Below are 12887 nucleotides of genomic sequence, written 5' to 3' on the forward strand. Positions count from 1 at the left end.
CAGGCACACGTCCCGTTCATCGGACATTGCCCTGCACTGCCACGTCAGGAAGCCCGCATGCAAACTTTCTTTATAGCCCCCACCGATTTTGGTGTGGGCCTGACATCTATTAGTCTCGGACTGGTTCGCACGCTGGAGCGCGCGGGGTTGAAAGTCGGCTTTTTCAAACCCATTGCCCAGCCGCACCCGGGCGATATCGGCCCAGAGCGCTCAACTGAACTGATCGCCCGGACCCATGGCCTCAAGCCGCCAACCCCTTTGGGGCTGGCGCATGTGGAGCGCATGCTCGGAGACGGCCAGCTGGATGAACTGCTCGAGGAAATCATCAGCCTTTATCAGCAAGCAGCCATTGGTAAAGATGTACTGATCGTTGAAGGCATGGTGCCGACCCGCACTGCCAGTTATGCCGCCCGGGTCAACCTGCATCTGGCCAAGAGCCTGGATGCTGAGGTGATACTGGTTTCGGCCCCCGAAAACGAAGTACTGACCGAACTCTCCGGCCGTGTCGAATTGCAGGCGCAGCTGTTTGGTGGCCCCAAGGATCCAAAAGTGCTGGGTGTGATCCTCAACAAGGTGCGCACCGACGAAAGCATGGAGGTATTTTCGGCGCGCCTCAAAGAGCATTCGCCGTTACTGCGCAGTGGTGATTTCAAGCTGCTGGGCTGCATTCCCTATCAGCCCGAGCTCAACGCTCCCCGCACCCGCGACGTGGCCGACCTGCTCGGTGCCCAGGTGCTCAATGCCGGGGACTACGAAACCCGGCGCATGTCAAAAATCATCCTGTGTGCCCGCACCGTACTCAACACCTTGCAACTGCTCAAACCCGGCGTGCTGGTGGTCACCCCCGGCGATCGCGATGACATTATCCTGGCCGTCAGCCTGGCGGCCATGAATGGCGTGCCATTGGCCGGCTTGCTGCTGACCAGCGACACCAAGCCCGACCCCCGCCTGATGGAGCTGTGCCGCGGCGCGCTGCAGGCCGGGCTGCCGGTGCTGTCCGTGAGCACCGGCTCCTACGACACGGCCAACCAGCTCAACCAGTTGAACAAGGAAATCCCGATTGATGACCGCGAGCGCGCGCAAATCATCACCGACTTTGTTGCCAGCCATCTGGATGCCGACTGGCTGCACCAACGCTGCGGTACCCCGCGGGAAATGCGACTGACCCCTGCAGTGTTTCGCTATCAACTGATCCAGCGGGCCCAGCAAGCCAACAAGCGAATCGTTCTGCCCGAGGGCAGCGAGCCGCTGACCGTGCAGGCTGCAGCTATTTGCCATGCCCGCGGGATTGCCCGCTGTGTATTGCTGGCCAAACCTGAAGAGGTTCTGGCAGTGGCCAAGGCCCACGGTTTCGAACTGCCTGAAGGGCTGGAGATTCTGGACCCGGATCTGATTCGCGGGCGTTACGTGGAACCAATGGTGGCGCTGCGCAAAACCAAAAGCATCAATGCGCCGATGGCCGAGCAACAGCTGGAGGACACCGTGGTGATCGGCACCATGATGCTGGCGCTGGACGAAGTGGACGGGCTGGTTTCCGGGGTTATTCACTCGACCGCCAACACCATCCGCCCTGCTCTGCAGCTGATCAAAACGGCGCCGGGCTGCACCCTGGTGTCATCGGTGTTCTTTATGCTGTTTCCCGAGCAGGTGCTGGTATATGGCGACTGCGTGATGAACCCGCACCCGTCCGCCTCCGAGCTGGCCGAAATTGCCCTGCAAAGCGCCGACTCGGCCGCAGCCTTCGGCATCACTCCGCGCGTGGCAATGATCAGTTACTCCAGTGGTGAATCGGCCAGTGGCGAAGAGGTCGAAAAAGTTCGCGAAGCCACCTTGCTGGCCCATGAGGCCCAGCATTCGTTGCTGATCGACGGGCCCCTGCAATACGACGCCGCCGCCAATGAAGCGGTCGCCAGACAACTGGCCCCCGACAGCAAGGTGGCCGGCCGGGCGACGGTCTTTGTGTTCCCTGACCTGAACACCGGCAACACCACGCACAAGGCGGTACAACGCAGCGCCGATTGCGTCAGCCTCGGGCCGATGCTGCAAGGCCTGCGTAAACCGGTCAACGATCTGCCTCGCGGCGCGCAAGTTGACGACATCGTCTACACCATCGCCCTTACGGCGATTCAAGCCGCCAACCGACCTATGGATGTGTAAATGCTGGATTTCTTGCCTGCGCCGTTACGCGGTGTCATCGCTTCATTGCTGCTGGCGATCAACACCATCGTGTGTTGCACGCCGCTGTTCGTGGTTGCCATCTTCAAACTGTGCCTGCCATTTCCGGCAGCGCAGCGTGTCACCGACGAGTTGATGCGGCGGATCCACGAAGCCTGGGTCAGCAACAACTCGCGCTGGATGGATTTACTGCGCAAGACCCGCTGGCACATCGAAGGCCTTGAGGGGCTGGACTACCAGCACTCCTACCTGATCACCAGCAACCACCAGAGCTGGGTCGACATCATGGTGTTGCAATACGTCCTCAATAAACGTATTCGTCCGCTCAAGTTTTTCCTCAAGCAGGAGCTGATCTGGGTGCCGGTGATTGGTCTGGCGTGGTGGGCCCTGGGCTTCCCGTTCATGAAGCGCTACACCAAGGCTTACCTGGCCAAACACCCGGAGAAAAAAGGCGCGGACCTGGCCACCACCCGTAAAACCTGCGCCAAGTTTAAAAACCAGTCCGTAGCGATTTTCAATTTCGTCGAAGGCACGCGCTTTACCGAGGCCAAACACGCGCAGCAGAACTCCCCGTTCCGCTACCTGCTCAAACCCAAGGCCGGCGGCATTGCCTTTGTGCTGGATGCGATGGGTGAACAACTGCAATCGATCATCAACGTGACCATCCACTACCCCGGTGGCAGGCCGGGTTATTGGGACTTGCTGTGCGGCAATGTGCGCGAGGTGGTGGTGGACTTCGAAGAGCTGAAAATCCCGGCCGGGTTTATCGGTAAAAACTACGACCAAGACCCTGAGTACAAGCGGGCGTTTCAGAGCTGGATCAACACCTTGTGGGAAAACAAGGACCGGCTGCTGGACGAGTTGCATCGCAAATACCCCGGAGCCTGAGGCGCCTACAGAGGGGAAATAGACGCGCATAAAAAAGCCCGCCACCGAGCACTCGGTGGCGGGCTTTTTCGTACGGCTTAAATCGCGCCGCGTTGACGCAACAGGTCCAGCACCAACTTCACGCTCTCATCCAGCGACAGCGATTGAGTGTTGACCACCAGGTCTGCATTCAACGGCACGTCATACGGGAAGGACTCTCCCGGGATGTTGTCGCCGCCGGCTGCATACAGGCCTTGCGGGTCACGCTCGGCACATACGGCCGGCGATGCCTGTACATAAACAGTCAGCAGGCGATCTTCACCGATCAATGCCTTGGCCTCTTCACGGCCCAGGGCATCCGGAGCCACGAACGCAGCCAGGGTCAACAAACCGGCTTCGTTGAACTGACGCGCCACATGAGCGGCGCGGCGCCAGTTTTCGGTACGACCGGCACGGTCCTGGGGCAAGCCCTTGTTCAGGTCGTGACGCAGGTTCTGGCCGTCCAGTACGAACACCGCACGCCCCATATCGAACAGCTTGCGCTCAACGGCGTAGGCCAGGGTGCTTTTGCCCGCGCCGGACAGACCGCTGAACAGCACGGTGGCAGGTTGCTGACCAAAGCGCTGGGCACGCTCTTCGGTGGTCACGTGGGCCAGTTCGCCATGATGGGTCGCGCTGCCATGACTCAGGGGTTGGGCGACAATCATGCCCGCGCCGACGGTGCCGTTGGTCAGGCGATCGATAATGATGAACGAACCCGTGGTGCGGTTGCTGGCATAGCCATCGAGCGCAATCGGTGCGTCGAGGCTGATCTTGACCTTGCCGATCTCATTGAGCTGCAAGGCGCTGGCCGGACCTTCTTCCAGCGTGTTGACATCGACTTTGTTGACGATGCTGGCGATGGAACCCGGCACATAGCTGGTAGCGCGCTTGATGTCGTACTTCTTGCCCGGCAGCATCGGCTCTTCAGCCATCCACACCAGCATGGCCTCGAAGTTGTCGGTGACCAGCGGCTGGTTGTCGGCATGCACCAACAGGTCGCCACGTGAGATATCGATCTCGTCTTCCATGGTCAACGTCACCGCCTGACCCGGACCCGCGTGTTCCAGCTCACCTTCAAAGGTGACGATGGATTTGACGCGGCTGCTTTTGCCCGACGGCAACACCACGATTTCGTCGCCCTTGCGCACGATGCCGCTGGCCAGCGTACCGGCAAAGCCACGGAAGTTCAGGTTGGGCCGGTTCACGTACTGCACAGGGAAGCGCAGGTCGGTGAGGTTGCGATCGGCCGCCACTTCCACGGTTTCGAGAATTTCCATCAGCGACTGGCCGGTGTACCACGGCGAGCGCTCGCTTTTGTTCACCACGTTGTCGCCCTTTAGGGCAGACATCGGCACAAAGTGCATGCTGGTGGGCTTCATCTTCAAGCCTTCGGCGAACTTCAGGTAATCGGCCTTGATCGACTCGAAAACACCCTCATCGAAGTCCTTGAGGTCCATCTTGTTGATGGCCACCACGATGTGCTTGATGCCCAGCAACGAAGCAATGAAGCTGTGGCGACGGGTCTGGGTCTGCACGCCGTAACGGGCGTCAACCAGGATGATCGCCAGGTCACAGGTCGAAGCGCCGGTGGCCATGTTGCGGGTGTACTGCTCATGGCCCGGAGTATCGGCAATGATGAATTTGCGCTTGGCGGTCGAGAAATAACGGTACGCCACGTCAATGGTGATGCCCTGCTCGCGCTCGGCTTGCAGACCGTCTACCAGCAGCGCCAGGTCGATATCGTCACCGGTGGTGCCGCTCTTTTTCGAGTCGCGGGTGATGGCTTCCAGATGGTCTTCATAGATCATCTTGGAGTCGTGCAGCAGGCGCCCGATCAGGGTGCTCTTGCCGTCGTCGACGTTGCCGCAGGTCAGAAAGCGCAACATCTCTTTACGCTCGTGCTGGCCCAGGTAGGCGAGGATGTCCTCGCTGATCAAATCAGATACATGCGACATGACAACCCCTTAGAAATAACCCTGACGTTTTTTATCTTCCATTGAGCCGGCACCATCATGATCGATGACTCGGCCCTGGCGCTCGGAAGTTCGCGTCAGGAGCATTTCCTGGATGATGTCGGTCAGGGTTTCAGCCTCAGACTCCACCGCGCCGGTCAGCGGGTAGCAGCCCAGGGTACGGAAACGGACCTTTTTCTTGACGATGCGAGCCTTGTCTTCGTCAGACAGGTGCTCAAGGATGCGTTCGTCGTCGATCATGATCAGCGTGCCGTTCTTCTCGATCACATCGCGTTCAGCCGCGAAGTACAGGGGCACAATCGGGATGCCTTCGAGGTAGATGTACTGCCAGATATCGAGTTCGGTCCAGTTCGACAACGGGAACACGCGAATCGATTCGCCCTTGTTGACGTTGCCGTTGTAGACGTTCCACAGCTCGGGACGCTGGTTTTTCGGGTCCCAGCGGTGCTTGCTGTCGCGGAAGGAGTACACGCGCTCTTTGGCACGTGACTTCTCTTCGTCGCGGCGCGCGCCACCGAAGGCCGCATCGAAACCGTATTTGTCCAGAGCCTGCTTGAGGCCCTCGGTTTTCATGATATCGGTGTGCTTGGCACTGCCGTGGGTGAAGGGGTTGATCCCTTGCGCCACGCCGTCCGGATTGACGTGTGTGATCAGGTCCAGGCCCAGCTCGGCAACCATCTTGTCGCGAAAGCGGTACATCTCCTGGAATTTCCACTGGGTATCGACATGCATCACCGGAAACGGCAGCTTGCCAGGGAAAAACGCCTTGCGTGCAAGGTGCAGCATCACGGCGGAATCTTTACCGATCGAGTACAGCATTACCGGGTTATCAAACTCGGCTGCCACCTCGCGGATAATGTGGATGCTTTCCGCCTCCAGCTGTTTCAGGTGCGTCAGTTTGTCGACCATGGCTACTCACGAAAGCTATCTTATGAACGGCCTGCGGGCCGAGTTCGAGGGTCGAATGCTAGCACAGCGCCCTCTTCTATTGAGGGCGCCAACTAGATCGAAACGGTCTAAGAATAGATCGGCGAGTTTGGCTGCCCGGCGAGGGTTATATCGGGCATTACAACGTGTAAAACGTCTTAAATTCTGTGGGAGTCTGGCTTGCCAGAGGTTATCCAGCTGACGGTTAAATCGGGTTCGGGCAATCGATGAACAAATGCTCAAGGGCAAAGCGACGGGCCAGGTAGTCACCCAGGGCTTGCACGCCATAACGCTCGGTGGCGTGGTGGCCGGCAGCAATGAAACTGATGTCGTTTTCCCGGGCACTGTGGAAGGTCTGCTCCGACGCTTCACCGCTCAGGTACAAATCAACCCCGGCCAGTACGGCCTGATCGATGTAGCCCTGACCGCCACCGGTACACCAGCCTACGCGGCGGATCATTTCGCTGCCTTCGATCAGCAACGGTTCACGCCCCAGGGCTTCTTGCACACGGCGGGCAAAATCACGCGCCGTCACAGGCTCGGCCAATGACCCCACCAGCCCCACCACTTTGGCGTTACTCGGGTCCAGCGGGCCTTCAACAGTGATGTCCAGCTGTCGCGCCAGCTGCACGTTATTGCCAACGTCGGGGTGCAGGTCCAGTGGCAGGTGATACGCCAGCAGGCTGATATCGTGTTTGAGCAACGTTTTGAGGCGGCGCTGCTTCATACCGGTGATGCAAGGGTCTTCGCCCTTCCAGAAATAACCGTGGTGTACCAGCACCAGATCCGCCTGGGCCTCCACCGCCGCATCCAGCAATGCCTGACTGGCGGTCACGCCGCTGACGATTCGCAGCACTTGCGGGCGGCCTTCAACCTGCAGCCCGTTAGGGCAGTAATCGCTGATTGCAGCGCAGTTCAGATAACGATTGGCTTCTTCTACCAGTGTGCTCAGAGCGACAGCCATAAAAGACTCCTAAATATAGCGTTCAGAGGCCTTCGGCCCTCGTATAATGGCCGCCATTATGGGCCGTCAAGATGGCTCTGCAACCTTCAGGACTGAGTTCAATGTTTAAGGCTTTGCGTTATTCCGGCTGGCCACTACTGGCGGGCGTGCTTGTCGCCATGCTGATTATTCAGCGATACCCGCAGTGGGTCGGGCTGCCGAGCCAGGACGTTAATCTGCAGCAGGCCCCGCAAACCACTTACGTGCAGCAGGGGCCGGTCACCTATGCCGACGCCGTGACCCGCGCGGCGCCTGCAGTGGCCAACCTGTACACCACCAAAGTGGTGAACAAAAACGCCAAGCCCCTGTTCGAAGATCCGCAGTTCCGGCACTTCTTCGGCAATAACGCGCCCAAGCAAAAACGTATGGAGTCCAGCCTCGGTTCGGCGGTCATCATGAGCCCCGAGGGCTATTTGCTGACCAACAACCACGTGGTGACAGGCGCCGACCAGATTGTGGTGGCGCTCAAGGACGGTCGCGAAACACTGGCCCGGGTGATTGGCAGCGATCCGGAAACAGACCTGGCAGTACTCAAGATCGATTTGAAAAACCTGCCGGCGATCACCATCGGCCGCTCGGACACCCTGCGCATCGGCGATATCGCACTGGCGATCGGCAACCCGTTCGGGGTCGGCCAGACCACCACCATGGGCATCATCAGTGCCACCGGCCGCAATCAATTGGGGCTGAACAACTATGAAGACTTCATTCAGACGGACGCCGCGATCAACCCCGGCAACTCCGGTGGCGCGCTGGTGGATGCCAATGGCAACCTGACCGGCATCAACACTGCAATCTTCTCCAAGTCCGGTGGTTCACAAGGCATAGGCTTTGCGATCCCGATCAACCTGGCGATGGAAGTCATGAAGTCGATTATCGAACACGGGCAAGTGATTCGAGGCTGGCTGGGCATTGAGGTGCAGCCGTTGACTGCGGAACTGGCCGAGTCGTTCGGGCTGGGTACACGCCCGGGGATTGTGGTGGCGGGGATTTTCCGTGACGGTCCGGCGCAAAAAGCCGGCCTGCAATTGGGCGATGTGATCTTGAGCATTGACGGTGCACCGGCAAGCGATGGCCGCCGCTCAATGAACCAAGTGGCTCGCATCAAGCCTTCGGACAAAGTGTCGATTGTTGTGATGCGCAATGGCAAAGAGCTGAAGCTCACCGCCGAGGTTGGCCTGCGCCCACCGCAAGAGCAGCCGCCGCAGCAAGAGGAATAACCTGTATTACCTGTAGGAGCGTCGACCGGCTGCTCCTACAGTCAGAGTGGTGGCGGTGTTTACAGGTCGGACAGGCCTTCAATCAGCGCCGCATTCTGCTCCGCCGTGCCGATGGTTATGCGCAGGAACTGGGCAATGCGCAGTTGCTTGAAGTGACGTACGATCACCCCCTGCCCCCGCAATTTGGCCGCCAGCGCAGCTGCATCATGTTCCGGATGACGGGCGAAGATGAAGTTCGCCGCCGATGGCAGCACCTCGAACCCCAGCGCCTTTAGCTGCCCGACCACTTGCTCGCGGCTGTCGATCACCACTTTGCAGGTGTGTTCGAAATATTCGCGATCCTCGAACGCCGCGGCAGCACCGGCAATTGCCATGCGATCCAGCGGGTAGGAGTTGAAGCTATTTTTGATCCGCTCCAGCGCCTCGATCAGGTCGGGATGCCCCACTGCCAGGCCCACACGCAAACCGGCCAGCGAGCGGGACTTGGACAGGGTTTGGGTCACCAGCAGGTTCGGGTAGCGATCTACCAGGCTGATGGCCGTCTCGCCACCAAAGTCGATATAGGCCTCATCCACCACCACCACTGAATCCGGGCTGGCCTGGAGTATCTGCTCAATGGCATCCAGCGCCAGCAGGCAGCCGGTCGGTGCATTCGGGTTAGGGAAGATGATCCCGCCATTAGGTCTGGCGTAATCCGCGGGCTGGATCTGGAACTGCTCATCCAGTGGCACTGCGTCGAATTCGATGCCATACAGGCCGCAGTAAACCGGGTAGAAGCTGTAGCTGATGTCCGGAAACAGCAACGGCTTGTCGTGCTGGAACAGACCGTTGAACACGTGGGCCAATACTTCGTCGGACCCGTTACCCACAAACACCTGGCCGGTCTGCACGCCGTAATACTCGGCCACCGCCTGCTTGAGCTGGTCGCTGTTGGGGTCCGGGTACAAACGCAGGTTGTCGTTTATCTGCGCCTGCATCGCCGCCAGTGCTTTTGGCGAAGGCCCGTAGGGGTTTTCATTGGTATTGAGCTTGACCAGCCTGGCCAGTTTCGGTTGTTCGCCCGGTACATAGGGCACCAGCTCTTTAACGAACGGACTCCAGAATTTACTCATGCTTATTGCCCCTGTTCGCTATCAGCAATGATCCGGTATTCGGCACTACGGGCGTGGCCGGTCAGTGACTCTCCGCGGGCGAGAATCGAAGCCGTCTTGCCCAGGTCGGAAGCACCCTGCTCAGAACAGAAGATGATCGAGGAGCGCTTCTGGAAGTCATACACACCCAGGGGCGATGAGAAACGCGCGGTACCGGACGTAGGCAATACGTGGTTGGGACCGGCGCAATAGTCACCAAGAGCCTCAGAGGTGTGACGGCCCATGAAGATCGCACCGGCGTGGCGGATCTGCGGCAGCCAGGCTTGCGGGTCGGCAACCGACAACTCAAGGTGCTCCGGGGCGATGCGGTTGGCAACGTCGATGGCTTGCTGCATGTCATTGACCAGAATCAGCGCACCACGACCATTGATCGAGGTGTTGATGATTTCAGCACGCTCCATGGTTGGCAGCAGTTTGGCGATGCTGGCCGCCACTTTGTCGAGGAACTCGGCGTCGGGGCTGACCAGAATGGCTTGGGCGTCTTCGTCGTGCTCGGCCTGCGAGAACAGGTCCATGGCGATCCAGTCCGGATCAGTCTGGCCATCGCACACCACCAGGATCTCCGAAGGGCCGGCGATCATGTCGATACCGACCTGACCGAACACGTGCCGCTTGGCAGTGGCAACGTAGATGTTGCCGGGACCGACCACCTTGTCGACTTTTGGCACGCTTTCGGTGCCGTAAGCCAATGCCGCAACCGCCTGCGCGCCACCGATGGTGAACACCCGGTCAACCCCTGCGATGCAGGCAGCGGCCAGCACCAGTTCGTTAAGTTCGCCACGGGGCGTCGGCACCACCATCACCACTTCGGTAACGCCTGCCACCTTGGCCGGAATCGCGTTCATCAGTACGGACGACGGGTACGACGCCTTGCCGCCGGGTACGTACAGGCCTGCTCGATCCAGCGGTGTGACTTTCTGGCCCAGCACCGTGCCGTCGGCCTCGGTGTAGCTCCAGGAGTCCTGTTTCTGTTTTTCGTGGTAGCTGCGAACCCGCTGCGCGGCTTTTTCCAGCGCTTCACGCTGAGGGGCCGTGATGCGGGTCAAAGCCAGCTCAAGGCGTTCACGCGGCAGGATCAAATCCGCCATCGAGTTAACGCTGAGGCCGTCAAAACGCTGGGTAAACTCAACCAGCGCAGCGTCGCCGCGTTCGCGCACGGCTTTGATGATGTCGAGCACACGCTGGTTGACCGAGTCGTCAGACACACTTTCCCAGCTCAGCAGATGATCCAGATGCTGCGCGAAATCCGGGTCAGCAGCGTTGAGTCGGCGAATTGCAGTGGGAGCGGTCATAGCGAGGGCCTCGGAAATTGGCGAATGCTTAGAATTTATGGTTTTGCACAGCACAGGCACCGCAAGACTACCAAGCCATCCGCGCGGGTACCTGAGATTTCTGGCTATTACACGGATGGATGGGCGCGACTCAAGGTCGCGCAGGTGAGTCAGCCGCGGTGTCGCGACTCCACTGCTTTGCGCAGGGTGTCGATCAGGGCTTGAATACGGGCGTGCTGCATTTTCATCGAAGCCTTGTTGACCACCAGGCGGGAGCTGATGGCGGCAATGAAGTCCTGAGGTTCCAGGCCATTGGCACGCAAGGTGTTACCGGTATCGACCACGTCGATGATCTTGTCGGCCAGGCCAATCAGCGGAGCCAGTTCCATCGAGCCGTACAGCTTGATGATGTCGACCTGACGGCCTTGCTCGGCGTAATACCGCTTGGCGACATTGACGAACTTGGTGGCTACGCGCAGTCGGCCTTTGGGCTCGGCGACACCGATGGCACCGGCAGTCATCAGTTTGCACTGGGCAATCTGAAGGTCCAGAGGCTCGTAGAGGCCCTGGCCACCGTATTCCATCAACACGTCTTTACCGGCCACACCGAGGTCGGCAGCGCCATGCTCTACATAGGTAGGCACGTCGGTGGCACGTACGATCAGCAGGCGAACGTCGGGCTGGGAAGTCGGGATAATCAGCTTGCGGCTTTTGTCCGGATTCTCGGTCGGCACAATACCCGCTTCAGCCAGAAGCGGCAGGGTGTCGTCAAGGATACGGCCCTTGGACAGTGCAATGGTCAACATGGGAAACGTAAGTCCTTATCAGGGTACTTATGTCCGGTCACAAGCGGTGCCGGACATGCATCGAGCCTGATAATCAGGCTCGACTTGAACGATTCGAGGCCAGGTAAGGTAACGCTTGCTAGCCATTACGTCACCTGGCGGCTGGACACTATCCCTGTGCCCATGATGCCAGACAGCAAAAACTAGCCCGGAACGCGGCGGATTTTGGCACCCAGCATTTGCAGTTTTTCTTCGATGCACTCGTAGCCACGGTCTATGTGGTAGATGCGATCGATCAGGGTGTCGCCCTCAGCGACCAGTGCCGAGATCACCAGGCTGGCAGAAGCCCGCAGGTCGGTCGCCATGACTGGCGCACCCTTGAGGGTTTCAGTACCGGTGACGATGGCCGTGTTGCCTTCGACCTGGATCTTGGCGCCCATGCGGTGCAGTTCATACACGTGCATGAAGCGGTTTTCGAAGATGGTCTCGATCACCGCACCCGTGCCTTCGGCAATGGCGTTAAGCGAAATGAACTGCGCCTGCATGTCGGTCGGGAACGCCGGGTATGGTGCTGTACGCACGTTCACCGCTTTAGGGCGCTTGCCGTGCATGTTCAGCTCGATCCAGTCTTCACCGGTGGTGATCTCGGCGCCAGCTTCCTTGAGTTTTTCAAGAACGGCTTCGAGGATGGTCGGATCGGTATCCTTGACCTTGACCCGGCCACCGGTCACTGCTGCCGCTACCAGGTAAGTACCGGTTTCGATACGGTCCGGCATGACCTTGTAAGTGGTCGGGTGCAGCTTCTCGACGCCATCGATGATGATGGTGTCGGTGCCAGCACCACTGACCTTGGCGCCCATGGCGTTCAGGAAGTTGGCCAGGTCGACGACTTCAGGCTCGCGGGCAGAGTTCTGCAAAACACTGCGGCCTTTGGCCAGGGCTGCGGCCATCATGATGTTTTCGGTACCGGTCACACTGACGGTATCGAAGAAGAAGTTGGCACCGCGCAAGCCGCCTTCGGGGGCCTTGGCTTTAATGTAGCCGCCTTCAACGTCGATCTCTGCGCCCATGGCTTCAAGGCCACGGATGTGCAGGTCAACTGGACGCGAACCAATTGCGCAACCGCCTGGCAATGCAACTTCAGCATAACCAAAGCGCGCAACCATCGGCCCCAGTACCAGGATCGACGCACGCATGGTTTTAACCAGCTCGTACGGTGCCACCAGGGTTTTGATGGTATTCGGGTTGATTTCAACACTGAGCTTTTCATCGATCACGGGCTCAATGCCCATACGACCGAACAGTTCGATCATGGTGGTGATGTCGTGCAAGTGCGGCAGGTTGGCAACGGTTACCGGGCCATCGCACAGCAAGGTTGCAGCCAGAATCGGCAGAGCGGAGTTTTTCGCCCCGGAAATGCGGATTTCGCCATCAAGACGAACACCACCAGTAATAATCAATTTATCCATAACA

Annotated in this window: 10 protein-coding genes; 3 read left to right on the forward strand and 7 right to left on the reverse strand. The window is 59.2% G+C overall.

Annotation, left to right across the window (positions count from 1 at the left end; translation table 11 throughout):
* Window positions 1–57 precede the first annotated feature (57 nt).
* Complete coding sequence (pta, locus tag AOC04_RS16020) at window positions 58–2157, forward strand: phosphate acetyltransferase (protein WP_060695057.1); 2100 nt, start codon at window positions 58–60, stop codon at window positions 2155–2157.
* Window positions 2158–3063, forward strand: coding sequence for an acyltransferase (locus tag AOC04_RS16025; RefSeq protein WP_060695059.1), 906 nt, complete (start codon window positions 2158–2160; stop codon window positions 3061–3063).
* A 77-nt stretch (window positions 3064–3140) separates the two neighbouring features.
* Here the strand turns inward: AOC04_RS16025 and cysN are convergent, their stop codons facing one another.
* From cysN to AOC04_RS16040, 3 genes are all read right to left on the reverse strand, one after another.
* Window positions 3141–5039 (reverse strand): sulfate adenylyltransferase subunit CysN, encoded by a 1899-nt coding sequence (gene cysN, locus AOC04_RS16030; RefSeq protein ID WP_060695061.1) that lies wholly within the window; start codon window positions 5037–5039, stop codon window positions 3141–3143.
* Window positions 5040–5048: 9 nt separating this feature from the next.
* Window positions 5049–5966 carry a sulfate adenylyltransferase subunit CysD gene (cysD, locus tag AOC04_RS16035; protein WP_003439932.1) on the reverse strand — a complete coding sequence of 306 codons (918 nt, stop codon included), beginning with the start codon at window positions 5964–5966 and terminating at the stop codon, window positions 5049–5051.
* A 223-nt stretch (window positions 5967–6189) separates the two neighbouring features.
* Window positions 6190–6948 (reverse strand): Nif3-like dinuclear metal center hexameric protein, encoded by a 759-nt coding sequence (locus AOC04_RS16040; protein WP_060695063.1) that lies wholly within the window; start codon window positions 6946–6948, stop codon window positions 6190–6192.
* 101 nt (window positions 6949–7049) lie between these two features.
* Here AOC04_RS16040 and algW point away from each other — a divergent pair, with 101 nt between their 5' ends.
* Window positions 7050–8207 carry a Do family serine endopeptidase AlgW gene (gene algW, locus AOC04_RS16045; protein WP_060695065.1) on the forward strand — a complete coding sequence of 386 codons (1158 nt, stop codon included), beginning with the start codon at window positions 7050–7052 and terminating at the stop codon, window positions 8205–8207.
* Window positions 8208–8266: 59 nt separating this feature from the next.
* On the opposite strand, the gene hisC is transcribed toward algW, so the two are convergent.
* The 4 genes from hisC to murA all read right to left on the reverse strand — a co-directional run bounded on the left by hisC (window position 8267) and on the right by murA (window position 12883).
* Window positions 8267–9319, reverse strand: coding sequence for a histidinol-phosphate transaminase (gene hisC / locus AOC04_RS16050; RefSeq protein ID WP_060695067.1), 1053 nt, complete (start codon window positions 9317–9319; stop codon window positions 8267–8269).
* Window positions 9320–9321: 2 nt separating this feature from the next.
* A complete protein-coding gene (gene hisD, locus AOC04_RS16055; protein ID WP_060695069.1) occupies window positions 9322–10650 on the reverse strand; it encodes a histidinol dehydrogenase in 1329 nt (442 codons plus the stop codon).
* A gap of 149 nt (window positions 10651–10799) precedes the next feature.
* Window positions 10800–11435 carry an ATP phosphoribosyltransferase gene (gene hisG, locus AOC04_RS16060; protein WP_060695071.1) on the reverse strand — a complete coding sequence of 212 codons (636 nt, stop codon included), beginning with the start codon at window positions 11433–11435 and terminating at the stop codon, window positions 10800–10802.
* A gap of 182 nt (window positions 11436–11617) precedes the next feature.
* On the reverse strand, window positions 11618–12883 hold the full coding sequence (murA, locus tag AOC04_RS16065) for a UDP-N-acetylglucosamine 1-carboxyvinyltransferase (RefSeq protein ID WP_060695073.1): 1266 nt from the start codon (window positions 12881–12883) through the stop codon (window positions 11618–11620).
* Between the last annotated feature and the right edge of the window lie 4 nt (window positions 12884–12887).

The sequence above is a fragment of the Pseudomonas versuta genome, from assembly GCF_001294575.1.
GTDB lineage: Bacteria > Pseudomonadota > Gammaproteobacteria > Pseudomonadales > Pseudomonadaceae > Aquipseudomonas > Aquipseudomonas versuta.